Here is a 25760-nt window from a genome sequence, read left to right as displayed (position 1 = left end):
AATCATACCCCCTCAAAGCTATTTCTTATTTTGGTTATATAATCATAAAATTGTTTTGATTGCTTTGACTCCATATTTCTTGGTCTTGGTATGTCAATATCAATTACAGCAGAAACACGTCCTGGATGCGGTGATAATACTACGACCTTATCCGATAAAAATACCGCTTCCGAGATATTATGAGTTACAAAAACTACTGTCTTTTTAGTCTTTGTCCATATTTCTAGAAGATCTTCATGAAGCTTTTCTCGTGTGAATTCATCTAAAGCTGAGAATGGTTCATCCATAAGAAGTATCTCCGGATTAATTGCTAGTGCTCTTGCTATACCAACTCTTTGCTGCATACCCCCACTTAATTCATAAGGATAATGCGTACCAAAGTTAGTAAGTCCAACTAAATCAAGCATTTCCGTAACTCTTGAAGTACGATCCTGCTTCTTCATTCCTAGCAGCTCCATTGGCATACAAACATTTCTTCGTACTGTTCTCCAGTCATATAAAACTGGATTTTGAAATACGATTCCATATTTCTTTTGAAGTCTTATCTCTCTTGGGCTTTGTCCTCGTACCGTTACCTTTCCTGAAGAAGGTTGCAATAGATCAGCTATAATACGAAGTAATGTTGTCTTTCCACAACCAGAAGGCCCTAGCAATGAAATAAATTCTCCTTCTTTAATTTCTAAATTAACATTTTTAAGTGCTGTCACTGGTTCCCCACCATTTTTATCCTGGTAAACCATGCTTAAATCTTCAATTTTGATTTCTATTTCTTCTTCTCTTTGCTTAAAAATATTTCTGTCATCAAATTCTGTATCTATTTCATTTAACATACTCATTGATTTACGCCTCCCTTTATTTACTTAACGGTTAACAGTTATTCACACAGTTATTTGTAAGAAAAAAAACGGCACAAAACTATTTGTTTTGCACCGTTGCAATTATTTTATATTTACCATAATCTATTGTATATAGTTAATAAATCTTCCTTTGTAATATCTCTTATGGTATTCGATGGACTTCCACTATTCATAGCATCTTGCGCCATCTTATCTACTACCTTATTGAATTCTTCTTTATTAATTCCATACTCTTTTAAAGTAGGAATCTCACATATGTTACATAATTGTATTAATTTTTCTAGAAAAGCTTCTGCTGCTTCCTTGTCGCTTTTCTTTTCATCTGCTGCATTAATTGCTCTCCCTATTGCACCAAACCGTTCATAGCTTCCATCTAAAACATAAGATAAGCATTTCGTTATAAGCATAGCATTTGAAATACCATGAGCAACATGAAAATTAGCTCCAATTGGTCTGCTCATACCATGTACTAAAGTAACTGAAGAGTTATTTATACACACACCCGCTTCATATGCCGCTATTGCCATTTCTTCTCTAGCCTTTTTATCTTCACCATCTTTATATACCAATGGTAAAAATTCAAAAATTCTTTTGATTGCAGATAATGCAAATGTATCTGTTAAAGAATTTGCTTTTCTTGATGTGTAAGCTTCTACTGCATGAGTTAGGGCATCCATCCCTGTTGCCGCTGTTACACTTCTAGGTGATGTCATTGAAAATTTCGAATCAATCACTGCCAAATCAGGTAGTAACGCTTCTCCTTTTAGAAGCATTTTTATATTCTTCTTTGAATCTGTAATAACCGTAAATTTGGTAGCTTCTGACCCCGTACCTGCTGTAGTTGGGATCAGTACTAATGGTGGAAAATCTCCTTCCATTGTTTTTCCCATATAGTCAGATATTGATCCCTCTAGTTTTGTCATAGCCGCGATTGCTTTACCACTGTCTAAAGGGCTTCCTCCCCCAATGGCAATACAGAAATCACATTCCGTATTTTTATAGGCATTTACACCACTTTTAATCATTACATCAGTAGGCTCACCTATGATATCATTAAAAATTTCATACTTAATTCCCCACTTATATAAGTAGTCTGTCAAAACTTTAACTGTTCCTATCTTAGTCACATTTTTTCCAGATATAATAAATGCTTTTTTCCCAAATGATTTTATCAAGTTTTCGCTTGATTCTAATGCGTTATCTCCAATAATCGTACGTCCTGGTAAACTAAATTCATATGCCATTTTTTCACCTCATCTAGATAAATTGTTTGTCTACAATCCCAAGTACTTCATCTAATTTAGCTAATTCTTCTTCTAATTGCTCCTTAGTAATTATTAGCGGTGGAGCAACAAGTATCATATTCTCATGAGTATATGTCATGAACTTTCTTTCTTTTAGCAAGCCTAAAATTTTTCCCATAATTCCTTCTGGATCCTTTCCATATGGTACTAATGGTTCCTTGCTTCCTTTATCCTTTACTAATTCTACTGCTGAGAATAATCCTATATACCTCACATCTCCAACAGATGGGTGTGAAGCTTTCATCTCTTCTAGTTTTTCACCAAGTACGCTACCAACTTCGCTAACATTTTTTAGTATACCTGCTTCTTCATAATAATTTATACACGCTACACCTGCTGCACAAGCTAAAGGATGTCCACTGTAAGTTAATCCGCAAGATAATAAATTATCATCAAAGTAAGCAGCTATTTTTTTGCTTACTACAACTCCTCCAAGTTGAACATATCCACATGTAACACCTTTTGCAAAAGTTACTATATCTGGTTTTACATCAAAATTCTCAAAGCCAAACATCTTACCGGTTCTGCCCCAACCTGTCATAACTTCATCACAAATCATTAAGATTTTAAATTCATCACATAAAGCTCTAACTCCTGGAAGATATCCTTTTGGTGGAATGATTACTCCGTTTGAACCTGTAATAGTCTCTAAAACTATTGCTGCGATGCTTTCTGATCCTTCATATATAATTTGCTCCCTAAGCTTGGCTAAATAATATTTTGTTGCGGCCTCTTCTGATTTGAATTCTATTGGTTCTCTATAGATATATGGATCAAAGAATTTTACGAATCCTGGAATACCAGGTTCTAATTGATATCTTCTAGGTTCACCTGTTAAATTACCTGCACCAAATGAAGATCCGTGGTAACTTCTATAGCGGCTGAACACCTTTGTCTTTCCTGTGAACATTCTTGCTATCTTTACAGCATTCTCATTTGATTCTGCACCTGCATTTGTGAAAAATACCTTTCCCATATTGTCGGGCATTAATCCAATAATCTTCTTTGCAAGTTTGGCTCTAGATTCAGCACCATAAGATGGTCCTATAAAACAATATTTATCTACTTGTTCTTTTATTGCATCTCCAATTGCTTTATTTCCAAAACCTAAATTCATATTAACAAGTTGTGATGACATATCTGAGTATCTATTTCCATCATAATCCCAAAAGTAAATACCGTCAGCTTTTTCAACTGAAATTGGATTTAAATTTCTTTGTTTGCTCCACGATTGTAAATTATATTCTTTTAAAGTACTCTTAATCTCTTCACTATTCATATCTATACACTCCCTTATATACATTTAATATTTTCCTCAAATAAAAAAACGGAACTTATTCAAGTGAACAAGCTCCGTTGCTGTTATCTCTATTAAATTCGTTTTTTCTTTAAGTTGTTTTTATTATATACTAGTAAAACTGTTATATCAATAAATAAGTGACTAAGTTTATTTGTGCAACTGCACATTTACATAACATCTTTAACAAAGAAACCTAAATAAAACCGTAGTTTTTCTTCTAAATTTGAAGGATTATATCCAGTAATCTTTTCAATCTTTTTAAGCTGATTATTTACTGTATTCCTATGAATATATTGTTTTTCAGCCACAAGGCTTTGACTACCGTTGTTCTGTAAAAACATATATAAGAAGCTCATTAAATCAGTGTTGTTTTCCTTATCATATTTTTCTAACTTACCTAGAGTATCCTTGTAATATTCTTTAAGCACTTCTTTATCCTTAGCATTTAAAAGCAATTTATGAATATCTAATTTATCATAAAACACCATTTCTTTATCCTGTTTTTTTGCCATTGTCATTGCTGTAAAGGCATTATTAAAATTCTCAGCCTGCATTTTAATACCTGCTTTATTTTCACTTATTCCAATATGCACTTTCCATGAAGGTTCATTCCAATTCTTAAAAAAAGTATTAACAAAATTGGTGATATCGTAATTTCCATAATTCACAAGAGCCAGAACCCAACAATCTTTATATGAAAATGAAATATATAATTCATGAATACTTCTGGCTAATCTTTCTGAATACATTTTGATTTTATTCATATTAAATTCTAATTGCTTGTCTTCATTATGTTCAAATGACATAACTATAAAACAGAAATGGCTGTCTCTCAAATATCCATATCTCTCCATCTGTAAAATTAATGTTTCTATATCACCTGTTTTAAATATTATATTTTTAATTGTACTTGCTATACTGATTTCTACTTGCTCGCTTTGCATTATGCGATAGCATATATTCCGTGTTAAATCTACCATTCTTGTTTCCCATGGAATAGTATAAAGAGGCATTTTTACTTCGTTACAGTATTCTATAACCTCATTAGGTATTGACTTGGTGTATGGTCCAATATTTACAACAAAAGCACTTGTCCGAGCAGCATATAGTTTTTTTGTATATTCTAGCAGCCATCCATCATCATTATTTAGAATGCCGGAGGTAAGCACTACTTCATTTCCATGAAGAAACTCACTTACCTCATCATTTTCAATAATATGTACCCATTCCACCAGATTATTAAGTCCCTTCTGTCCTGCTAGCAGTCTCATTTGATACAAAACAGCCCCATTTCCAAATAATTTCCCTACAGTAATTGACATATACTCACCCCAACTTTATATAAAACTATATAAATTTTATGTTTATTATACCATAATTTTATTTTAATTAAATTTTATTAAATAATATCGAAACTTATGTATATTACTTATTTATAGAAAGAAACTTAATAAAGTTAAGTTGGTTTGATAATTAATATCCTTTGCTATAAAATAATTCCGAGGTGTTCCACATTAAAAAATTATACCTACATCACTTAAAATAGCAAATAAAGAGGTATTTTGATAAAAACCAAAATACCTCTTTATCTATTGCTTTACTTTTGATTAATAGACTTTAAATACGTTTTAACACTTTGCGATATTCCTATAATGTATACACTTAAAATATACACGATCATCAAAATAATAATCATTGTATTTGGTGAAATTATAATTGCTGCGACTGCCGCTAAAATAACAATTATCAGTAAAACTATCATTATAACCTTAGCCCATACTTTTCCCTTAAATATAAAATATAAGAGAACAGCTTCTACTACAGTTCTAGTTAATCCTGAAACTATAGCTATGTTCCCCTGCATAAAATAGCTAAATGCAGTTGTAATTATGCTTACAGCTAATATTGCTATTACCATTGATAAAAATAGCTTTTTTCCTTTTTCTACACTTTTCATAATATCCTCCATAAGATATATTAAATCAATTAAGCATAACGTTTTAACAAATGAGTTATACCCTTTTATTTAGGAATTAATTATCCTTAATAATTACTGATTTATTTTTATATAACATTGCGTTATTATTCCTTAAAAATAAATCTTTATGTATATTACCATATTTTATATTCATTATAACATGAATTTATAAAATTTATATTCTTATTTTTTGTTTACAAATTATTGGGAAGCTAATAGAAGCTCCCCAAACTTTAATATTTTCTAACTATAGGAATCTAGTTTTTATATTACTTTGAAAATATATTTGTTAGATTTAGTTTTTTAACTCTTAATTTTATTTCATTATTATCCATACTATACAATCCTAAATCTTTCATCCTTTCAAAATACTCTGCTCCTGAAAATGTATACCTTTCACTCATTTTTCCTTCCTTAACTTTGTCGTTTGCATATGCGATAATATCACCTGTAGCAAGCTCTCTTGGCAATTCTAATAAAGTCTTTTTCTTCAAATATTGAACTGCATTATAACCTGCTAAAGTTCCTGTGGTCATGGCTTCAGTATGACCTACAAAGAATCCGCTTTTTTCACCTCCACAAAATAAATTTTCAACGCCAATTACTTGCATTGAATTATTTCTAGGTGCAGCACATAAATATCTAATCGAATTACCATTACCTCCAACCAGTGGATCTATATAAACTACATTTTCTAATCCTTTGATTTTCCTTAACTTGTCCAGTGGATAGTGAGATGTCATAAGCTTTACGCGTCCTGTATCTAATAATATAATATTCTCCGCAAATTCTAATGTCGCATATTGTTGACATACCTTTTGTTCTAATTTTTCTAAGTGTATATCTTCTTTAGGTATAGGAATAACTACAACTCCACTTTTCTCTAATTCTTTTATTATGTCTTTTGATAAAGATTCTCTAGGAAATTCACAGGATCCGCTCATAGCACCTTTCATTCCATTTGCTCTTTCTCCTACTAAATCATTTACTCCTGCTTTACTGCTTATACTAACTCTTGCACCAAAGCTAGGACATCTTAATGTACACATTACACATCCATTTCCATACTTCACACAATTAGGCATTGATCCTGTTGACCCTGTAGTCTCTATAAATACATCTCCAGTTACATTATCTTTATTAAATAATACTAATGATTTTATTTTATTACCTTCCATATTTACATCTATTATTCTACTCTGCAAAAATATTTTAACTCCACATTCTATTAAATACCTTCGAACAATAGGTTCAGCTTTACCTATGTCGCACAGCCATGCGTGTTTGTGTTCTGGGAAATCTATATTCTTATGAATTGCTATTGAATCCATAATTCTTATGAAATCACCTGCACCAAGACTTATCAACTCTTCCGCAGCCGTATACCTTCCATTATTTCTCATTATCCCACCAACATTTCCTACCCCAAGTAGCAAATCAGTTCTCTCATATAACTCAACTTCAGCACCTAATTTTACTGCTTCTAATGCGGCAGAGCATCCTGCCCATCCTCCACCTATAATTATTACCTTCATTTTATTCTCCTTTAAAATAGTTATCTATTATATATGTATTCAATTTTTTGTCTAAGTTGAGTCTTATCATGCTTACTGAGCAAATTCTCTAAAAATTTATCATCACTTAATAAAGTTTAGAAGAGCCAAAAAGCTGATCTTATCTGCTTTTTGGCTCTTTAAAGATTTATAATGCTGACCATAATTCCTGAAATAATTTTTATCTAGCCATTATATAAATTTTTTTCATATCTTCCATGTTAAGCTTTTGGAATTCACCTATGGTTCTAGTATCTTTAAAGCTACATTTATAAGCTAACTCATCAATTTGATCATCTGTCAAATTAACCCCAAGTTCTTTTATTGATATTGGCATATCAATAGAATGATAAAAACTTTCCATTGCTTCTATTCCCTCTAATGCAACTTTTTCTGGATTGTAAAAATCATTGGTTACTCCCATTACGTTTACAGCAAATTGTACAAAACGGTTTATATTACTTTTGTACACATACCTAGACCAACTTCCCCAAACTGCTGCCAAACCAGCTCCATGAGCAACATCAAACATACCTCCAAGTTCATGTTCTAATTGATGACATGACCAATCACCAACTGAACCACATCCAGTTAAATCATTATGCGAAAGACTTCCTGCCCACATTACTTCAGCACGCGCATTATAATCTGTTGGATTTTTCATTAATATCTTTACATTATGAATTACTGTTCTCATTAATCCTTCACTAATTCTATCTGTTATCTCCATACTTTGTTCTTTCGTAAAATAACGTTCCATAGTATGCATCAATATATCAGTAGCTCCACTGGCAGTCTGATATTTAGGTAATGTATAAGTAAGTTCTGGATTCATAATTGCAAATTTGCAACGTGCATACTCAGAATTACATCCTCTTTTCAGCCATCCTTCTTCATTTGTAATAACTGATGAATTGCTCATTTCACTTCCTGCTGCTGCAATAGTTAAAACTGCGCCAATAGGCAAACAACCAGTTGGAATAACTTTTTTGCTATATATATCCCATACATCGCAATCATTAGCCATACCATATCCTATTGCTTTTGCTGAATCAATAACACTACCTCCGCCAACAGCTAATATAAAATCGACTTTTTCCTTTTTGCATAAGTTGATTCCTTCATATACTTTTGAAAGTCTAGGATTAGGTACTACACCACCTAAGCTAACATAATCGATTTCAGCTTTCTTTAAAGATTCAAAAATTTTATCCAAAAGCCCAGACTTTTTTGCGCTGCTTCCACCAAAATGAACTAGGACTTTTTTACAATTTTGATTTTTTATAATAGTGCCAATCTGTGTTTCCGAATCCTTTCCAAAAATCACTCTCGTAGGAGCATAAAATTCAAAATTCTTCATTATTAATGCACTTCCTTATTTCTAATTTAGTATTAAGTTCTTTAATAATATATTACTCCTTCGAGACAACTCTAAGTCAAGAGAAATATATTAATAAAACATAACTATATATTGCTGCAGTGTTTATACATTTTAGTTTCAATTGAACACTTGACTTACCACATCTTTAAATAAAAATTTATTACTGCAACACATATAAGTTAAACTCATATTACTAAACTAAATTTAAGATATTACATTAGAACAAAATCGCAGGCGACTGTGGAGCCGGAGATTTTTTCACGCATCTGCCTTTTCGAACGCATGTGAAAAAAATTTGGCAGGCGAATAAGATTTCTTTTTTATTCTCTTTACGAACCGTAACTTTCTGAATCAGTCTTTTTCATAACTTATCCACAGATTTAACTTGAATATAAATTCCTAGAGAATAAAAAATACCAGCTCAAAGCTTTACATCTAAATAAATGAAATCATCTAAAATATTATCAACATTTTTAATTCAAGATTTTATCTTTCTGTGTGAAGACTCTTAACGTGTGATGTTATTCATTTCGTTTATCATATTAGTTAGTAGATCATCCATTCCTATATTCTCTAATCCACCAGGAACTACAAAATTAGGGTCATCTAACTCTCCACCAGCTTTAGCTATAATCTGTTTTGCCCTTTCGGCGTTATTATCATCTGTATTTACAATTACCTTATAATTTACATCAGCTATTTCCTCAAAACCGCCCATACCGCTTACCATTGGATTTGCAGCTGCCATTGGTCCATAACCCTGATCAACTGTAGGATTATCATTGGATAATATTAAATTTGCCAAACTGTTTGTGCTGCTTTCAGTGCCTGGCCTGTTTTGTCCTGGGTTATCATTTGTATAGTGATCATTTATATCTGCAACCGCATCTTTTATACCTATTTTATTTAATGCTTCTACAGCTTGATTAGCTGCTTTTATACCACTAAAGTAACCTTCTATTTTCATAAAAAACACCTCCTATTATAATTAAACTCAATGGTATTTTTTCAATATGTTTAAACTATTATTCCTAAATCTTGAATATCAAAATATCTTTTTAAAATCCTTTGCAATAAAAAGCAATTGCAGGTTGCTTTTATTTACTTATCCTGCAATTGCTTTTTATAATTACCTATTTATTGGGTTCACATGGATATATATAATTGCCTATAGTACGGACTCTCAATCTTTCTGGGTCACATTCTTCATGATCTGGAATTACGAAGACTATTTTACGTTCGATAGTTCCGCATGCATCACGATCACAAGGATCTTCCTGTGCCATTGTTACAAATCCTTTGAACGCAAGTATTCTATCACAATCATCATATAAAATAGCTGCAATAGCTACTTTTTTGCCTAAGCAAACATTATTTACTTTTATTTTTACAGTTACTAATTTTGCACCATGCTTTTCCAAATTAATTGGTTTTGACTTGATTGTACTACATAATTCGCAGTCATGCTTAGTACACTTACACTTATTTTCATATCTTTCCATTCTATACAACTCCTTGCATATAAACTCAAAATGAAATAAAAGTTACTTATATTGATTTGGTCATTTTAAATTTTTATAGTTACATATATCATTAAAATATATCTTCAACATAAAGTATAAGTTGATATATGTTCTCCAAAATCAAATGAGTATCTTAAGACGCTTTTATTGCATATATGCAATGTTTTATTAATAACGAATTATCAATGAAAATATTTAATGCGCTTCCTATGTTTATAATATATTCTATAATAAATATTTATGTGAAAGAAAACGACATTTTTTCCTATAAAATAAAATCATCAATTCAAATAAGAATGATATTTCCCGTAATAACCTTCTTTTTTCTTTTCTATTATTTGAAAACAAATATAAAATTAGTTATGATATAATAGATATACAACTGTTTTAGGGGGACATATATGATTGGAACATTACTTATAAACAGGTATGAGTTGCTTGAAAAAATAGGTGAAGGCGGCATGGGAATTGTCTATAAAGCAAAATGCCATTTATTAAATAGATTTGTAGCTGTAAAAATATTAAAATCAGAGTTAAGCAATAATGAAGAATTTATTCTCAGATTTAAGAGAGAGGCAAATTCAATTGCAAGTTTATCCCATCCAAATATAGTAAATATTTATGATATTGGTTCAGAGAATGATATTAATTTTATTGTTATGGAATATATTAATGGTAAAACATTAAAGCAAGTATTAAAAGATAATATAAGACTCAGCCCTGCTAATACCTTAAATATATCTTTACAAATAGCCAAAGCTTTAATATATGCTCATAAAAATAATATAATTCATCGAGATATAAAGTGTGATAATATTTTAATTTCAGATGATAACATCGCAAAATTAGCAGACTTTGGAATTGCAAAACTTCCAAATTCTTCAACAATAACAAATTCAAATAAAATTATAGGTTCAGTACACTACTTTTCACCAGAACAAGCTAAAGGAGAATACGTTGACTTCAGAACTGACATCTACGCTCTTGGCATTGTCATGTATGAAATGATTACAGGCAGCGTTCCTTTTAATGGAAACACATCCATTTCAGTAGCCATTATGCATATACAAGAACCTGTTATTCCGCCAAAGTATGTTATTTCAGATATACCTGAGAACATTAATTTAGTAATTCTAAAAGCCTTAGAAAAAGATCCGGTCAATAGATTTAAATCAGCCAAAGAATTTGCTAATGTTTTAAGTTCAATAAAAGAAAATCCTAACTTTAAAATAGACTTTAACAGCACATTAATAGAGGATTCAACCGTGATGATTGAACCTTATAAGGAAATTGACCCCACTGTGATTATGAATAAAGAGCCGATGCAAGAAACTGTGCTATTAAAAAACGTCACTGATACTTTACATAAAAATAATCTAAAAAGTAAAATCAAAAAAGTTATTTTGCCAATTGGGCTGATTGCTTTTTGCATTGCTGCCTTTGCCTTAGGAAAGTATTTCTATGGAGGATTCTCTAAAAATACCGAATACAAAGTTTCTCCTATAAATAGCAGCATTGAAGAAAATACTTTAGGAACCACTAGTCAAGAAAATAATAACAAGTTACAGTCAAGTAAAAAGGAGCAGCAGGTACCACTATTAGTTGGAAAATCTAAAGATACTGCTGAATCTATTATAAATAGTAATGATTTTTTACTTGGAACCATCAGTTATGAATACAGCGATAACGTATCAAATGGCCTAGTTATAAGTCAATCTCCCACTGTGGGTACGTCTTATGAAAAAAGTGGAAAGATAGATTTGATTATAAGTCAGGGACAAAAAATTACTCAACCTGCACCAGAAACAAAGAAAAATAATGCCAATAATAATATTAATAACGGCAATGGTAACGGTAATGGCAAAGAAAAAGAAAAAAAGCAAAAAAATAAATGACCAAAGGAAAATTTATCTCCTTGGTCATTTTTTATTAAAATTGAACTTTATATCCCGATATTAGTAGTTTCACGACAGCATTATAACTTTTAATTCCTTCTGTTTGACCGCCAGCTTTTAGTATCTTATCATATACATTATCATACAGCTTTGATATTTTACCTCTGTAATTGTTCCAGTATAGTGAATCATTTTTTAATTCTAATTTCACATTATCTGAAAGCTCATTGTTTATTCTTTTAAAGGCTTCTTGATTGAAATAATACAAGTCATTCATACAGTAAGAATATGCCATAAGATATCCACTATATTGGTATTCATAATTTTTAGAGTTAACACATGCAAGAAAACTTATATAATTTGCCTCATTTTCACTATTAAAACCTCTTACATGGCTCAATTCATGGCAAATTGTACTCGGAACATTCCATTTTGGCATATCATTATTATAATTAGCTTCAAGGGTAAAAGTTGTTTCTCCCTCCAATAATTGATATGACATAAGCTTTGAAAAAACAATCGGCTTCGGATTTGGATAAAATCCTTGCAAAGATGGATAAATTTCTCCTATATGTTCCATACTGATTATTCCTTCTTTTTTTGCATCATAATCTAGCTTTAATGATCCATTTTCATCTCTTTTTATCTTTCCATCTAACTCATTTAATCTAACTTTTAAATAGTCGCAAAGTTCGATTAATTTTTCTTCTGAATTATCCTGCACTTTTAATCCAGTTAATTCAATAAAGTTTGATCTAAATGAATTTACCCCTAGAGTCATTATATTTAAAAATATAAACGCTGATATATATACAAGTACATTTGAAGTGGCTCGTATTATCACTTTTTTTAATGAAAGTTGTTTTGAAAGAAGTAAATAGGCATAAATTACTATTCTTACAAGAATATATATAAAAAAGACATATAATATTATTTCGTATACTGAAAATGGTATTAATGATAAACATCTTGAAAATGTATTTACCAGTGTTAAATAAACATACTTATAATAGAAATTTGAAAATCCATATATATATCGTGCCATTGCAAATAAAATGATACTAAATCCCAGTAGTAATCCACTTATTATAACCTTATTTTTAATTGATATTATCTTTTTTCTTTTTGATAAATTGCCCATTCTTAATGTTCCTTTCTTGCTAAGAAACTAACCCTTCTAATATTGTAAATCAGTTCCAATATTATTATAATATCACTTTTTATTTGTACATTCTATATAAAAAAAGATAGTAAATTTATAAATACAAATTCACCATCTTTTTATAATTCATATATGTAACTTACAATATTGATTTTGAAAATAGAACATACTCCTGTAAAATTTTTTAAAAATGTACTTACCAAATATAAAGTGCCATATAAATAACTTATATGGCACTTTACTATAATTAAATTAATTATATATGGTTTGCAACTTCATATGCATCCCAGATAGCATACATGATATTTGAAACCTTACGTGCATCTCCTAAAAGATAAATTTCTGGAATTTCAAATTCTAATTCTTTATATAAAGAATTTTCTTCTTTGTATCCTACTGAAAGTATTACTGAATCGCATTTAATTTTCTCTACTCCATTTTTTGTTTCTATCTCAAGATTTCCATCTTTATAAGCTTTAACTTTTGAATTTACTTTTACTTCTATACCGTTAAATGGTATTAATTTTTCAAGCATTTCACTATTTGCAGAACATAAAGGTCCATTTAGTGCAAGAATCTTATGCAATGCTTCTACTATAGTAACTTTCTTACCCTTCTTAGCTAGATCAAGCGCTAATTCACAACCAACTAATCCACCGCCAACTACTACAGTATTACTACCTGACTCTTTCTTTCCTAATAATACATCTACTGCTGTAAATACTTTCTCATCATCTCCCAATGAAAATACTTTAGGAGTAGATCCTGTTGCTATAATCACAGAATCTGCCTTATAACTTAATATTTGTTCTTTTGTGGTTTCACTATTTAAATTAACTTCCACATTTAGTTCATTCAATGTGTTTGCATACCAATTAGCTAATGCAATATCATCTTCCTTAAAGTCTGGCGAACCTCCTGGTATAAGATTTCCACCTAATCTATCAGTCTTTTCATAAAGTACTGGTTCATGCCCTCTAAGAGCTAAAACTCTTGCAGCTTCACAACCTGCAACTCCGCCACCAACTATAAGTACTTTTTTCTTTCCTAATATAGGAGTTAATGCATTGTCCTTTTCTTTACATGCTTGTGGATTTACTGCACAGTTAAGCATAGCATAATTTTGAAGACGTCCCATACATCCTTGTTGACATGATATACAAGGTCTAATTGAATTGCACTTATTTGCCCTTAATTTATTTACATAATCAGGATCTGCAAGAAGTGGCCTTCCAAGACTCACAATATCACAAGTTCCATTTTCAATTGCCTCAAGAGCCATATCAGGATTGTCCATTCTTCCAGCGCATATTACTGGAACATCAACAGTTTCTTTCATTAATTTAGCATATGGTCTGTATAACCCCTTTTCTTGATACATTGGTGGGTGACTCCACCACCATGAATCATAAGATCCAACGTCTGTATCTAATGAATCATATCCATAAGACACAAGTAACTTAGCAGCTTCAATACCTTCTTCTAAATCTCTTCCTTTTTCAATAAATTCTTCTCCTGGAAGTGCTCCATCTCTTAAATCTTTAATAAAACTCTTTGGAGAATATCTAAGAGTTACAGGGAAATCCTCTCCACATCTATCTTTAATTTCTTCTACTATTTCACGTGCAAATCTAAGTCTATTTTCTAGGCTTCCACCATATTCATCAGTTCTATGATTAAATAATGAAATAGCAAATTGATCTATTAAATAACCTTCATGTACAGCATGAATTTGCACTCCATCAAATCCTGCTCTCTTTGCGTTATAAGCCCCATCTCCAAATTTTTTAACTATAGATTTAATTTCATCTATTGTAAGCTCACGACATATTTTATCAAGCCATCTATGTTGAATTGCTGATGGTGCAACTGGTGGATATTCTCCAAGATTAGTAGGAATAGTAACTCTACCAAATCCACCTGACATTTGTAAAAATACTTTTGCATTATATGCATGTATCCTTTCAGTCATTTCTTTGCTTGTTCTAACAAAATGTACTTGATTATGTGTAGGACATGGAGTACTTGGCATACCATGTTCTTCTACTTCATTATCTACAAAAGTAACTCCAGTGATAATTAAGCCTGTCCCACCTTTGGCTCTTTCAGTATAGTAGTCAATTCCTCTTTGATTAAATCCACCTTCGCTGTCAGCTAGTCCAAGTGGCCCCATTGGTGCTAATGCAAAACGATTCTTTATCTCACAGCTACCAATTTTAATAGGTTCAAATAGCTTTTTATACTTATTCATAAATTTCCTCCTATAATGTTTAAACGTTTAATTATCTGATTAATTGGGTACCTCTAATCAATTATAATACTGAAAAAATAAACATGTCAATATTTACATGTTTGGTGCTTAATATCTTTCTGTTTCACTTTATATTTTACTATGCTAAAATTGTCATTGAATAAACTTAAACAAATAACATTTAGATAAGATATAGAAATATTAGAGGTGCATGTATGAGAACTTTAAAATATGCTATTTTAGGACTTATTAATAGAAATCCTTTAACTGGATATGATATAACAAAAGAATTTAATTCTGGGTTAGTTGAATTTTGGTATGCTAAGCATAGCCAAATATATCCTGAATTAAAGAAATTAACCGACGAAGGGCTAATTTCCTACGAAACGGTTATACAGGGAGAAAAATTAGAAAAAAAGTTGTATAGTATAACTGAAAAAGGACGAAAATCATTGCAAAAATGGCTTTCAAAAGATGATCCTTTAGAACCAACACCAAAGGATATTTTTAAGCTTAAGGCTTATTTTTGTGATGAGATGGATCACGATACCTTAATAAAGCAGTTTAAAAATACATTAACTAAACACATGGAAAGATTAGAATACTTAGAAAATTCAATGGATGAGCTTTTAAAGACAAAAGACATCTCAACACTGTCATCTCCTGGCTTCGGAGACTATATAATATTAAATGGCGCTATCATGAGAGAGAAATCATACATAGAATGGCTGGAAGATTGTTTAAAAAAAATACATTCATAATATGCAATTTTCTCAGTAAATAAATCACTAAATGCTTAAACAATATAGATAAACCAATTATAAGCTAGATTTATACTATGGAATATATCCCAGCTAAAAAGCAGAAACATTTTTATGTAGCAGACATTTAAAAATGAGCTGCTAAAAGTTCTTAATTGTAGGTTGTTCCTCTAACGCTTGTCAAACTGAAAGTTGGGGCATGCTAAAGTTGATACAACCTGCTGCTTAGAACCTTCAGCGATATTTTCATAGATTTTGGGAACAAAATATTTATGATTTCGGTAAGTATGGAAATATTTCTATATACCTTAGATTTATTCATCTCGCCGAAATAAGAAGCATGCTTTAATCGTCTTTCCCAACTCCAAATGAAGCCTCCATTATAAAAGGATGTATACTCGCCTTGTCATATAATCTTATGTTACTATTTGAAGTACATCAACATGAATTTTCTAGTCCCATCTTCTTTACACAAATAAACTTGAAATTCAAATTATTTTTATGAATAAATCAGAATTATTTTTTAAATGTAAAAAAACTATATAATAGAATATGGTAAGGAGGCTCAAAAAAATGAAAAACTCTAAATCAAAAAAATTTTATATACTACTAATAATATTACTTATAGTACTCATAGCTGCATTTTCTTTTTTTAGATATTCTAATAGCAATCCCCCCAAGGACAATAACGATTCATCAAACAGTGAAAGTCAAGATTCTTCATATTATAGAAGTCTATATGGGACCTGGACTATTGAAAAGCATATACCTTCTAATATAAAAACAACTCTAAGCGAGTCTACTCTCTCTCTATGCATAGGTCAAAAATTTACTATAGAGAAAGATAAAATTTCTTCAATAATTGGATCTGTATCTGACCCAATTATTAATGAAGGAACAATTGCATCCTCAGAATTTTATAACACTTATAATGATACTTTCAAAAATATTGGTATTTCAGGTGATAAAATTAAATATATAAAAATAACTCAGCCGGAAAAGGCAGGTCATTCTGCAACTCTTTTTATTACAGATGATAAAAAGGTCTATGCCTTATTAGGTGGAGCACTTTTTGAGTTAAAGAAACAGTAAGAAAACTAAGAAGATAACTAAATCAACACTAGTTATCTTCTTAGTTTTCTTACAACTTATTTCCTTGATTTCTCCACGAATTAACATATTCATCTAAAATTTTATGAAGTGCCTCTCCAATTCTTGAATATGCATCGTCATTAAGATTAGCCAGAGATATTCTAATTGACCACTCTGGGCCTTTAAATCCTCCACCACTTAATAGAACTATGGCTGATTCCTCAGCTAATTTATATAAAATATCTACCGGCTTATAGTTAATTTGAAGATATTCGCCAAATTCACTTCCATAATAGCAAGTAGCCCATTCTAATAAATCAAATTCAGTATAATATGCAGCATCATACGGATCTTCTCTTAAATCTAATCCTAAACCCTTAAACAAAAGTTTTTGTCTTCGTTTGCAAATATCTTTTGTTTGTTTCTTATATATGTTTTCTTCGTCTAATAGAGCAAACGTACAAAAGAAGGCCATTTGGACTTGCTGTGGAGTTGATAATCCTGCCGTATGATTGAGGGCCACTTGACGACTGTCCGCTACAATTCTATCTATAAATTTTATATCATCCGGAGTTGTTGAAAGTGCTCCATACCTCTGCCTTAACTCAACCTTTTTATCTTCCGGCAAATTCTTTAATAATTTATCAAAGATATTCTCTGTATAAAGTGATACTGTTCCAAGCCTCCAGCCGGTTACTCCAAAATATTTCGAAAAAGAATAAACACCTATCGTATTATATGGTAAATCCGCCATTAGAGATCTATAATTATTTACAAATGTACTATAGACATCATCTGAAATAATCATTAAATCAGGGTTACAATTTTCTACTATATTTACTAACTGCCTAATACTCTCTGGCTTAATTGCCACAGAAGGCGGATTGCTTGGATTAACAACAAATAACGCTTTAATACTTGAATCTTTAAGCTTATTAAGTTCTGATTCTGGGTATTGCCAAGTATGAGTTCCATCCCTAGTTAATTCTATTGCTTTAATGTGTATAATTTCAAAATTATAACGTGGTAAATGTGGTATTTCTAAATAAGGTGTAAAAACTGGAACCATTAGTCCTATTTTATCTCCAGGGGCTAATAATTCATTTGCAATTAAACTATCGAATATATAGCACATTGCTGCAGTAGCCCCCTCAACAGCAAAGATATTAAATCTACCTACAGGAGGTTTATTATAGCAAAGTTCTGAGACAAGATACTCATGAACAATTTTTTCAATATGTATTAGCATTCTATCTGGTACTGGATAATTATCTCCTATAATCGAATCTGCAAGCTCAAATATCCATGAGTCTGCATCAAAACCTTGATTTTTAATACCATAATCAATTATTCTTCTTAAAAGCCCTATTCCTGCCATCTCTTTATTTTTATCTAAAAATTTATAAAACCTTTCTGCTATCCCCTCTTTTTTAGGCATACCAGCTAAATCGCCGTCATTCCAAACTCTTCTTGTTTCTTCTACCGCAAAAATTCCAAAAGTAAAAAAAGCCTCTCTAGGTGTTGCAGCCGTCCAGTTAGGATTACCTCTTCCTGCATTTAATAACGTACGGGCGCTCTTTTTTCTTTGCCCCTCAGCTAAATTTATTAATTCATTTTTGAATTCAAATGGACTTATTTTACCATAAACTTTTTCTATTTCTTGACGCTGAACATTTTTAATACTCATAAATAGTACTCCTTACTCAAGTTATATGAACATATTTGTTATTATTGTTCAACAAGTTATGATAATTTATTCCTAACTAATCATACAACTTTTTAGAAGAATATTTTTCCAAATACTGTAAACTTATCAAATATGCACTTAAATTCCCACGGAAATATCTCTTGAATATAAGCTTCAAAGATGTTATTATTATTTCACGGCAAGAAAATACTTGTCATTATAAGTAATTTTCGTGCTAGATGGGGAGATAGCGGTGCCCTGTAACCTGCAATCCGCTATAGCAGGATTGAATTCTCATTATAGGCTTTAATCTATTTGGTCAGTCTAATACAAGTGGTGTTGAGAATCGGGTCCCATGCAGCAGAAACTCGTGAATTCCGTCAGATCTGGAAGGAAGCAGCGGTAAATGATAACTTCTGAGTGCCGTGGATAAACCTAGTTTGAGCTAACTATATTAGTAGCGCAAGTATGTTAATTGTCAACAATGAGTGCACGTTTCCTTGATTATTAATTCTGAGATATTCGTTAAGCTCTTATTTTGAACCTACAAATTAAATTCGGGAGTTTAATATTTAGATGATGAAATGTACTTTTGAGTGAATCCTTTTACGGTTTTAAAAGCGATTGAGGCATCTGTGAAAACACCCACCTATCGAGAGATAGGCGTCAAAATTGGAGTACCGATATTTTGGATCTTATTTTAGAGATTTAAAGCCAATGCTTAACAACATTAAGCATTGGCTTTTTGATTTCTTGCAAATAATCGAGGTTCTATCCATGATTTTCTATCTTAATAAGTTTTAAAACTGATGATAAGCCAATTAGGATAAAAAATGCAATTGCTAAAAAGCATGATATCATAATAACAACGCCTTCCCATCCATATAAAGACCAAAAAGTTCCTCCAGCAGTTCCTCCAACGCTTGAGCCTACATAATAAAACAATAGATAAAGTGATGATGCCTGAGCCTTATCATGAGTTGCTATTTTTCCAATCCAACTACTAATTATTGAATGTCCTGCAAAGAAACCAAATGTCAAAAGAGCTATTCCAATAATCTTTAGCAAAAGACTTGCATTTAATGTAATGCTTATCCCAAATAACATTATAAAAATTGAAATGCATAACATTATATATTGCCCATGCTTATCAGCTAGACGTCCCATAAATGTTGAACTAAATGTGCCTACAATATATATCACAAAAATAAAACTAACTAAAGTTTGGCTTAAATTGTATGGTCTTTCAATTAATTGGAAACCTATAAAATTATATAGCGAAACAAAACTTCCCATAATCAAAAATCCAATACAATATAAGCAAAGAAGATTAGGATTCTTTAAATGATTAAAACTAGATTTAACTAATTTTTTAATTTCAAAAGATCTGGCCTCGAAATGCTTTGATAGAGGCAGTTTTCTCCAAAATAAAAAACTTGAAATAAGACCTAAAATACCTATAATAGCTAATGCTAATCTCCAATTAAAAAAATCATTAATTACTCCTATAATAATACGTCCACTCATTCCACCTATAGAATTACCACTTATATATAATCCCATTACTAATCCTAAACTTGATTTGTCGATTTCCTCGCTAATATAAGCCATAGCTATAGCAGGCAACCCTGCCAAAACGAATCCTTGCAAGCATCGTATTACTAACAAACTGTTAAAATTAGGAACAACAGCTGTTAATACTGCTAGTATTGATGATGCAAAAAGAGAAAAACACATAATTGGCTTTCTCCCCAATACCTCCGACAATGAACCAAAAATCAGCATACTAACTGCCAGCGTACATGTCGTAACCGATAGTGACAAACTCGCTATGGTAGGTGATATACCAAATTCCTTAGACAAATAAGGCATTAATGGTTGAGTACAATATAAAATCGCAAATGTATTAAAGCCGCCAGCAAATAACGCAATACTAGCATGGCGAAATTCACGTGTACCTTTTTGAATATAGTTCATAATAATCACTCCATACTTTATTCTATAAAACATGGTTATAATAACCACTATAATTTTAGCACAATGAATTATACGTTTAATCTATGAAAATAGTGTAATATTTTATATTAGGCCTATGATAACGTTTATAGATGTATATTTCTACAATTTTCACAAAAACATAATTAATTACGTGTTGCCATTTAATGATTGGCTATTACTAGTTAAATTACAATTGCAATAATTAAAATACGCATAAAAATTTATACCCTATTTTTTAAAATATAACTGTTAAAAATTCGTCTATATTCTTCCTGTAATTCAGGCCTTGACATTGATGCAATGTGGAGTTTATTATATGATAGATACTATATATAGTATTAAAAATATAAAATATAAGCATGAAAAAGAGGTATTGTATGTATCCAAAAGATTTTAATTATAAAATGCCTGCTGAATGGACTGCTCATGAGCGTACATTCATATCTTGGCCAGTGAAAGATTCAATGTGTCATCCAGATAACTATGAAGATGTTTGTGCTGGATATGCAGAATATATTCAAGCAATTGCTGAATTTGAGCCAGTTTCAGTAATTGTTAATCCAGATGAATTGGATAATGTAAAAAAACTTTTTAGTGAGTCTAATATAGAATTACTCCCTATTGAACATAGTGATGCATGGCTTAGAGATAATGGACCTACATTCATAATTGATGACGACGGAAATAGGGCAGGTGTAAATTGGAAATTTAATGCCTGGGGTGAAAAATATGCTCCATGGGATTTAGATGATAAAGTAGCTCCACAAATTTTAGAGCATTATAATATTAGAAGATTCGATGCTCCTTTAATTATGGAAGGTGGTTCTCTTCATACTGATGGTGAAGGAACATTAATTACTACTGAAGAATGTTTGCTAAATCCTAATAGAAACCCAGACCTTACCAGAGAACAAATTGAAACATACTTAAAACAATACTTAAATATAGAAAAAATTATCTGGCTTAAGAATGGACTTGATGGCGATGAAACTGACGGCCATGTTGATAATATAGCCTGCTTTGCTGAACCTGCTAAAATAATTATTCAAACTTGCGATGACCAAAATGATGCAAATTACAGAATTACTTTAGAAAATATTGAAATCCTAAAAAATTCTACAGATGCAAAAGGTAGAAAGTTTGAAATTATTCCAATCACTCAACCACCTAGAGCTGAATACAAAGGAGAAAGGCTAACTCTAAGTTATCTAAACTTTTATTTTGTTAATGATGGTATTATCTTACCAACTTTTGCTGGAAATGCATCAGAAGCAGACAAAATGGCTGAGAAGGTATTAAGTTTAACTTTCCCAAAAAGAAGAATAAGAACTGTAGATGGAATGGCTGTTATTAAAGAAGGCGGTAATGTACATTGCACAACTCAACAAATGCCATTTCCAAGAAACCTAAAAGTACTATAGAAAAATAAGATGAGGTGATAACATGAGAAAAGTTAAAGTTGCAGCTACACAAATGAGCTGTTCTTGTAATATTGATGAAAATATTTCTAAAGCAGAAAAATTCGTAAGAGAAGCAGCTGGAAAAGGTGCTCAAATTATTCTACTTCAAGAATTATTTGAAACTCCATATTTTTGTCAAAAAGAGAAGTCTGATTACTACGTATATGCTACCGAAGTAGCACAAAATAAAGCAATAAATCATTTTAAAGAAATTGCTAAAGAGCTTAAGGTAGTGTTACCAATCAGCTTCTATGAAAAGAAGAATTATGCTAGATATAATGCTATAGCGATAATCGATGCTAATGGTGAAATACTTGGAACTTACAGAAAGAGTCACATTCCTGATGGTCCTGGATATGAAGAAAAATTCTACTTTAATCCTGGAGATACCGGATTTAAAGTATGGAATACACGCTACGGAAAAATAGGTGTAGGTATCTGTTGGGACCAATGGTATCCTGAGGCTGCTAGATGCATGACTTTAATGGGAGCTGAAATGATATTCTATCCTACTGCTATTGGCTCTGAGCCACAAGACGGTTCTATTGATTCAAAAGACCATTGGCAGGCTTGCATGTTAGGTCATGCTGCTGCAAATTTAGTTCCTGTAATTGCATCAAACCGTGTTGGAGTTGAAGAAGATGAAGATTCTAAAATAACATTTTATGGTTCTTCTTTTATAGCAGGTCCTCAAGGAAATAAAATTGTTGAAGCTAATCGTACAGAAGAAACAGTATTAGTTTCTGAATTTGATTTAGATCAATTGGAGACACAACGTATTGAATGGGGAATATTCAGAGATCGTCGCCCTGATTTATATAAAATAATTACATCATATGATGGAGATTTAATAATTAAATAGCTACTATTTTCATTATTAAATATTAAAATTTTTGAAAAAAATAATAAGTGTTAAATACCTTTTAAAGTATTTTAACTCTCTGTAAATATTTTTAAAAATTCATTAGTCAAAAGCTATGATTATAAGATATCAACTAATCTTATAGCCATAGCTTTTATTTTACTCTTATGATATTTATAATTCTCCTTCTCCGCTATCTTTTCCTTTTTATTAACATCTTTTAGAAGATATTTGCCACGCATCTTCTTACTTATTACATTCCATAGCCTTTTATTCTGCATTAGAAATTGCTGTTTTGCAATTTATTCTTTGATATAAATGCTCTATATCCCTGATTTTTCCTATAAATTGTTATATTCTTAAATTGTTTTCTTTATACCTTTTTAAATTGTTAAATTTAAATACTTTTTCACTTTTAAATGTAAATATGTTTTAATTTTTAAATTTATAACTTCCTTTCTTTTCACTAATCTAATCCAATTTTTACCCATAAGAGCTTCAATTTTCCCTATTTACTCTTTAGATTATTATGGATTCTATTCTTAACTATTCTAATAATAGTTTACTTCATCAGAATGCAGAGTTTATATCTTCTCTATAATTTCTGCATAGCCAGTATTAACCCTTTCAATAACTTTTATATAACAATCACTGTTGTAGTTCTTTAACAGCCTTTCTTGTAGAAATTAATTTTTCTTCTACTTCTTTTATGTTATTTCTAATCATTCCAATAAATAGCATATCTATTACTGCTAATTGAGAAATTCTCGAACTAATCGCGCCCTCTCTTATGGATTTTTCTACAGCTGGTATACGAATCACTATATCAGAAATATCAGCTATAGTATTATTTACACTAGCCTTTGTTATTGCTATAACTGGAACTTTTCTATGCCTTGCATTTTTTACACACTTAATGACTTCCTTAGTCTCTCCTGAATATGATATTGCTAGAGCCACATCTCCATCTTCTAATAATACAGATGAAGTTATTTGAAGGTGCGTATCTGTATTACATATGCATCTCTTATTCATCCTGCTTAGTTTATAGTAAAAGTCCTGACCAACAAGCCCTGATACTCCTACACTAAAAATATAAATATTTTTAGCATTTATAAGTAGTTCTATTGCCTTATCTAAACATTCTTCATCTAGTAAACTAACCGTTTGCTCCATAATTGAATCTATTGATTTTTTAATTCCATAGATAATATTTTTTGTCCCCAAATCATTGTCTAAATATTGAAACTGTATAGATCCTGCTTCATCTTCTTTACTAATATTAATAGATAATTTAAGCTTCAATTCGTTTAAAGTATTAAAGCCTATTTTTTTAGCAAATCTAACTACTGTTGGAGCTGAAGTTTTGGTCGCCTCGGCTATATCTCTTGCAGACATTGATATAATCCGATCTTTAGTTTCTAATAAATAATCTGCTATTGATTTTTCTCTATCTGTAAAGCTATCATAATTTTGCTTAATATACTGTAATACATTCATGATCTCACACCTTATCGTACTTGTTTTTCCTCTTACAATTATTTTATATTAAAATAAAATCTTTTACCACCATCTATATATTTCAATAAATATAAGTAATTTTTCGCAACTGAAGCTATGACATTTGTTCTAATATCAGCTTTTTGATCTGTTTTAAGAATTTGTAGTTCTCCCATATATCTCATATAATTTACATTATCCAATGTAACATCACCAAAATTCTTATCTATTGTATTAAATGGTTTTATAATTTCTCCATTAATAAGCAATCTGCTTTCAGCTGCTCTTATTGCATCTCTAGCCTCATCTATTCTTTGGGTATAAGTTTCTTTTAGCAATTTTAAAGTTATCTCATTATAATCTTTTAACTCTATTAGTAGCTCAACTGCATTAGGATCTAATGATGATAAATCTTCTAGTTCTTTTTTACTTGGAAGAGAATCTCCAATGAAAACGCATTGATTTCCTAATGCAAATAAATGGTTAGCAGCTTCTCTTACATTTTTCCCTCTATGATCTTCTAATGTTGGCAATCCATCTTTTAGAGGTGCTCTTCTTCTATTATTCGATTGCACAAAAGCAGAGACTTTAATTCCTCGCTCACTCAAAATAGAATTTTTTTCTTTCATACATTTTTCAGAAATTCCAGTTCCCACCCTTGGATAAAAATTGTGAAGTGCATCTATATTCTCATAGTGTGGTAAATAATTATCTAATCTCTCAAAAAATCTCTTAGTAATTGTTGATGCATTTAATTGGATTTTAATTCCATAAGGATTTTTACTCATTCTCGCTATTTCTTCTTCGGTATATCCAAAATCTATTCTAATAGTCTTAACCCCCATATTACCCAATCCTTTTAAATCCATATTTCCCAATTCTAAAAATCTAAAAGTATTAGGTGAGATATCACTTATTATATCCATATTATATTCTTTTGCTAACTTAAAGAATTCTATTACTTCCAACTTTAAAACATCATAATTTGCCTCTGGTATATGAAGGGATGTGAATATCCTTGTAATATTAAGATTATGTGCATCCTTTAACAATTTTATATTTTCTTCTTTAGTATTATCCAGTCCAAAATAAGCAGAAAATCCATAATTCATAATGATACTCCTTTGATAAATTTATATGAGATTAAATAAAATTTGCATCCATATATAAGAATAAGATTGAGATTATAATAATCG

The 25760-nt window shown here is 30.8% G+C and carries 21 protein-coding genes and 1 other RNA gene; 6 read left to right on the top strand and 16 right to left on the bottom strand.

Annotated elements, in window-relative coordinates; genetic code table 11:
• Positions 1 to 2: 2 nt before the first annotated feature.
• The 9 genes from T483_RS0114175 to T483_RS0114135 form a co-directional block, all read right to left on the bottom strand.
• Positions 3 to 836, bottom strand: coding sequence for an ABC transporter ATP-binding protein (locus T483_RS0114175; RefSeq protein ID WP_051560393.1), 834 nt, complete (start codon positions 834 to 836; stop codon positions 3 to 5).
• 113 nt (positions 837 to 949) lie between these two features.
• A complete protein-coding gene (locus T483_RS0114170) occupies positions 950 to 2101 on the bottom strand; it encodes an iron-containing alcohol dehydrogenase (protein WP_026887459.1) in 1152 nt (383 codons plus the stop codon).
• Between the two features lie 13 nt (positions 2102 to 2114).
• The gene (locus tag T483_RS0114165; protein WP_026887458.1) at positions 2115 to 3440 is read right to left on the bottom strand and encodes an aminotransferase class III-fold pyridoxal phosphate-dependent enzyme; all 1326 of its coding nucleotides are present in this window, start codon (positions 3438 to 3440) and stop codon (positions 2115 to 2117) included.
• 188 nt (positions 3441 to 3628) lie between these two features.
• The gene (locus T483_RS0114160; RefSeq protein ID WP_026887457.1) at positions 3629 to 4783 is read right to left on the bottom strand and encodes a PucR family transcriptional regulator; all 1155 of its coding nucleotides are present in this window, start codon (positions 4781 to 4783) and stop codon (positions 3629 to 3631) included.
• 275 nt (positions 4784 to 5058) lie between these two features.
• Positions 5059 to 5418, bottom strand: coding sequence for a hypothetical protein (locus T483_RS0114155; protein WP_026887456.1), 360 nt, complete (start codon positions 5416 to 5418; stop codon positions 5059 to 5061).
• 290 nt (positions 5419 to 5708) lie between these two features.
• Complete coding sequence (locus tag T483_RS0114150) at positions 5709 to 6974, bottom strand: FAD-dependent oxidoreductase (RefSeq protein ID WP_026887455.1); 1266 nt, start codon at positions 6972 to 6974, stop codon at positions 5709 to 5711.
• Between the two features lie 199 nt (positions 6975 to 7173).
• A complete protein-coding gene (locus T483_RS0114145; protein WP_026887454.1) occupies positions 7174 to 8352 on the bottom strand; it encodes an iron-containing alcohol dehydrogenase in 1179 nt (392 codons plus the stop codon).
• Between the two features lie 529 nt (positions 8353 to 8881).
• Positions 8882 to 9340 carry a hypothetical protein gene (locus T483_RS0114140; RefSeq protein WP_026887453.1) on the bottom strand — a complete coding sequence of 153 codons (459 nt, stop codon included), beginning with the start codon at positions 9338 to 9340 and terminating at the stop codon, positions 8882 to 8884.
• 166 nt (positions 9341 to 9506) lie between these two features.
• The gene (locus T483_RS0114135) at positions 9507 to 9875 is read right to left on the bottom strand and encodes a hypothetical protein (RefSeq protein WP_026887452.1); all 369 of its coding nucleotides are present in this window, start codon (positions 9873 to 9875) and stop codon (positions 9507 to 9509) included.
• A gap of 422 nt (positions 9876 to 10297) precedes the next feature.
• Here T483_RS0114135 and pknB point away from each other — a divergent pair, with 422 nt between their 5' ends.
• Positions 10298 to 11791 (top strand): Stk1 family PASTA domain-containing Ser/Thr kinase, encoded by a 1494-nt coding sequence (pknB, locus tag T483_RS0114130; protein WP_026887451.1) that lies wholly within the window; start codon positions 10298 to 10300, stop codon positions 11789 to 11791.
• A 34-nt stretch (positions 11792 to 11825) separates the two neighbouring features.
• Here pknB and T483_RS0114125 read toward each other — a convergent pair whose 3' ends face one another.
• Together T483_RS0114125 and T483_RS0114120 are read right to left on the bottom strand one after the other, a co-directional pair.
• Positions 11826 to 12932 (bottom strand): DUF3810 domain-containing protein, encoded by a 1107-nt coding sequence (locus T483_RS0114125; protein WP_026887450.1) that lies wholly within the window; start codon positions 12930 to 12932, stop codon positions 11826 to 11828.
• Positions 12933 to 13209: 277 nt separating this feature from the next.
• Complete coding sequence (locus T483_RS0114120) at positions 13210 to 15204, bottom strand: FAD-dependent oxidoreductase (RefSeq protein WP_026887449.1); 1995 nt, start codon at positions 15202 to 15204, stop codon at positions 13210 to 13212.
• A 215-nt stretch (positions 15205 to 15419) separates the two neighbouring features.
• On the opposite strand from T483_RS0114120, the gene T483_RS0114115 reads away from it, so the two are divergent.
• Positions 15420 to 15965: a PadR family transcriptional regulator gene (locus T483_RS0114115; protein ID WP_026887448.1), complete on the top strand. Its 546-nt coding sequence runs from the start codon at positions 15420 to 15422 to the stop codon at positions 15963 to 15965.
• 573 nt (positions 15966 to 16538) lie between these two features.
• Positions 16539 to 17057, top strand: a complete 519-nt coding sequence (locus T483_RS0114110) for a hypothetical protein (RefSeq protein ID WP_026887447.1) — start codon at positions 16539 to 16541, stop codon at positions 17055 to 17057.
• Positions 17058 to 17106: 49 nt separating this feature from the next.
• Here the strand turns inward: T483_RS0114110 and aspD are convergent, their stop codons facing one another.
• A complete protein-coding gene (gene aspD, locus T483_RS0114105; RefSeq protein WP_026887446.1) occupies positions 17107 to 18744 on the bottom strand; it encodes an aspartate 4-decarboxylase in 1638 nt (545 codons plus the stop codon).
• Between the two features lie 230 nt (positions 18745 to 18974).
• Here aspD and ffs point away from each other — a divergent pair.
• Positions 18975 to 19240: signal recognition particle sRNA large type (ffs, locus tag T483_RS30505), an RNA gene on the top strand.
• Between the two features lie 275 nt (positions 19241 to 19515).
• Here ffs and T483_RS0114100 read toward each other — a convergent pair.
• Entirely contained in the window at positions 19516 to 20721 is a 1206-nt protein-coding gene (locus tag T483_RS0114100) for an MFS transporter (RefSeq protein WP_026887445.1), read from the bottom strand.
• Positions 20722 to 21119: 398 nt separating this feature from the next.
• Between T483_RS0114100 and T483_RS0114090 the strand changes: the two genes are divergently transcribed.
• Positions 21120 to 22163 (top strand): agmatine deiminase family protein, encoded by a 1044-nt coding sequence (locus T483_RS0114090; RefSeq protein ID WP_026887444.1) that lies wholly within the window; start codon positions 21120 to 21122, stop codon positions 22161 to 22163.
• Between the two features lie 22 nt (positions 22164 to 22185).
• The gene (gene aguB / locus T483_RS0114085; protein WP_026887443.1) at positions 22186 to 23064 is read left to right on the top strand and encodes an N-carbamoylputrescine amidase; all 879 of its coding nucleotides are present in this window, start codon (positions 22186 to 22188) and stop codon (positions 23062 to 23064) included.
• A 119-nt stretch (positions 23065 to 23183) separates the two neighbouring features.
• Here aguB and T483_RS31025 read toward each other — a convergent pair whose 3' ends face one another.
• The 3 genes from T483_RS31025 to T483_RS0114070 all read right to left on the bottom strand — a co-directional run bounded on the left by T483_RS31025 (position 23184) and on the right by T483_RS0114070 (position 25676).
• Positions 23184 to 23345, bottom strand: a complete 162-nt coding sequence (locus T483_RS31025) for a hypothetical protein (RefSeq protein WP_155268480.1) — start codon at positions 23343 to 23345, stop codon at positions 23184 to 23186.
• A gap of 367 nt (positions 23346 to 23712) precedes the next feature.
• Positions 23713 to 24564 (bottom strand): MurR/RpiR family transcriptional regulator, encoded by an 852-nt coding sequence (locus T483_RS0114075; RefSeq protein WP_026887442.1) that lies wholly within the window; start codon positions 24562 to 24564, stop codon positions 23713 to 23715.
• 38 nt (positions 24565 to 24602) lie between these two features.
• Entirely contained in the window at positions 24603 to 25676 is a 1074-nt protein-coding gene (locus T483_RS0114070) for a MupG family TIM beta-alpha barrel fold protein (RefSeq protein ID WP_026887441.1), read from the bottom strand.
• Between the last annotated feature and the right edge of the window lie 84 nt (positions 25677 to 25760).

Origin of the sequence: Clostridium beijerinckii HUN142, from assembly GCF_000621745.1 — a bacterium.
In the GTDB taxonomy this organism is placed as follows: Bacteria; Bacillota; Clostridia; order Clostridiales; family Clostridiaceae; genus Clostridium; species Clostridium beijerinckii_A.
The sequence above is the reverse complement of the archived record's forward strand: the minus strand, read 5'-3'. Positions and strand labels throughout refer to the sequence as shown.

What these genes read in the sequence shown, in the direction of transcription:
- T483_RS0114175 (WP_051560393.1), bottom strand. Translation starts at nt 836, where the DNA reads ATGAGTATGTTAAATGAAATAGATACAGAATTTGATGACAGAAATATT.
- T483_RS0114170 (WP_026887459.1), bottom strand. Translation starts at nt 2,101, where the DNA reads ATGGCATATGAATTTAGTTTACCAGGACGTACGATTATTGGAGATAAC.
- T483_RS0114165 (WP_026887458.1), bottom strand. Translation starts at nt 3,440, where the DNA reads ATGAATAGTGAAGAGATTAAGAGTACTTTAAAAGAATATAATTTACAA.
- T483_RS0114160 (WP_026887457.1), bottom strand. Translation starts at nt 4,783, where the DNA reads ATGTCAATTACTGTAGGGAAATTATTTGGAAATGGGGCTGTTTTGTAT.
- T483_RS0114155 (WP_026887456.1), bottom strand. Translation starts at nt 5,418, where the DNA reads ATGAAAAGTGTAGAAAAAGGAAAAAAGCTATTTTTATCAATGGTAATA.
- T483_RS0114150 (WP_026887455.1), bottom strand. Translation starts at nt 6,974, where the DNA reads ATGAAGGTAATAATTATAGGTGGAGGATGGGCAGGATGCTCTGCCGCA.
- T483_RS0114145 (WP_026887454.1), bottom strand. Translation starts at nt 8,352, where the DNA reads ATGAAGAATTTTGAATTTTATGCTCCTACGAGAGTGATTTTTGGAAAG.
- T483_RS0114140 (WP_026887453.1), bottom strand. Translation starts at nt 9,340, where the DNA reads ATGAAAATAGAAGGTTACTTTAGTGGTATAAAAGCAGCTAATCAAGCT.
- T483_RS0114135 (WP_026887452.1), bottom strand. Translation starts at nt 9,875, where the DNA reads ATGGAAAGATATGAAAATAAGTGTAAGTGTACTAAGCATGACTGCGAA.
- pknB (WP_026887451.1), top strand. Translation starts at nt 10,298, where the DNA reads ATGATTGGAACATTACTTATAAACAGGTATGAGTTGCTTGAAAAAATA.
- T483_RS0114125 (WP_026887450.1), bottom strand. Translation starts at nt 12,932, where the DNA reads ATGGGCAATTTATCAAAAAGAAAAAAGATAATATCAATTAAAAATAAG.
- T483_RS0114120 (WP_026887449.1), bottom strand. Translation starts at nt 15,204, where the DNA reads ATGAATAAGTATAAAAAGCTATTTGAACCTATTAAAATTGGTAGCTGT.
- T483_RS0114115 (WP_026887448.1), top strand. Translation starts at nt 15,420, where the DNA reads ATGAGAACTTTAAAATATGCTATTTTAGGACTTATTAATAGAAATCCT.
- T483_RS0114110 (WP_026887447.1), top strand. Translation starts at nt 16,539, where the DNA reads ATGAAAAACTCTAAATCAAAAAAATTTTATATACTACTAATAATATTA.
- aspD (WP_026887446.1), bottom strand. Translation starts at nt 18,744, where the DNA reads ATGAGTATTAAAAATGTTCAGCGTCAAGAAATAGAAAAAGTTTATGGT.
- T483_RS0114100 (WP_026887445.1), bottom strand. Translation starts at nt 20,721, where the DNA reads ATGAACTATATTCAAAAAGGTACACGTGAATTTCGCCATGCTAGTATT.
- T483_RS0114090 (WP_026887444.1), top strand. Translation starts at nt 21,120, where the DNA reads ATGTATCCAAAAGATTTTAATTATAAAATGCCTGCTGAATGGACTGCT.
- aguB (WP_026887443.1), top strand. Translation starts at nt 22,186, where the DNA reads ATGAGAAAAGTTAAAGTTGCAGCTACACAAATGAGCTGTTCTTGTAAT.
- T483_RS31025 (WP_155268480.1), bottom strand. Translation starts at nt 23,345, where the DNA reads ATGCAGAATAAAAGGCTATGGAATGTAATAAGTAAGAAGATGCGTGGC.
- T483_RS0114075 (WP_026887442.1), bottom strand. Translation starts at nt 24,564, where the DNA reads ATGAATGTATTACAGTATATTAAGCAAAATTATGATAGCTTTACAGAT.
- T483_RS0114070 (WP_026887441.1), bottom strand. Translation starts at nt 25,676, where the DNA reads ATGAATTATGGATTTTCTGCTTATTTTGGACTGGATAATACTAAAGAA.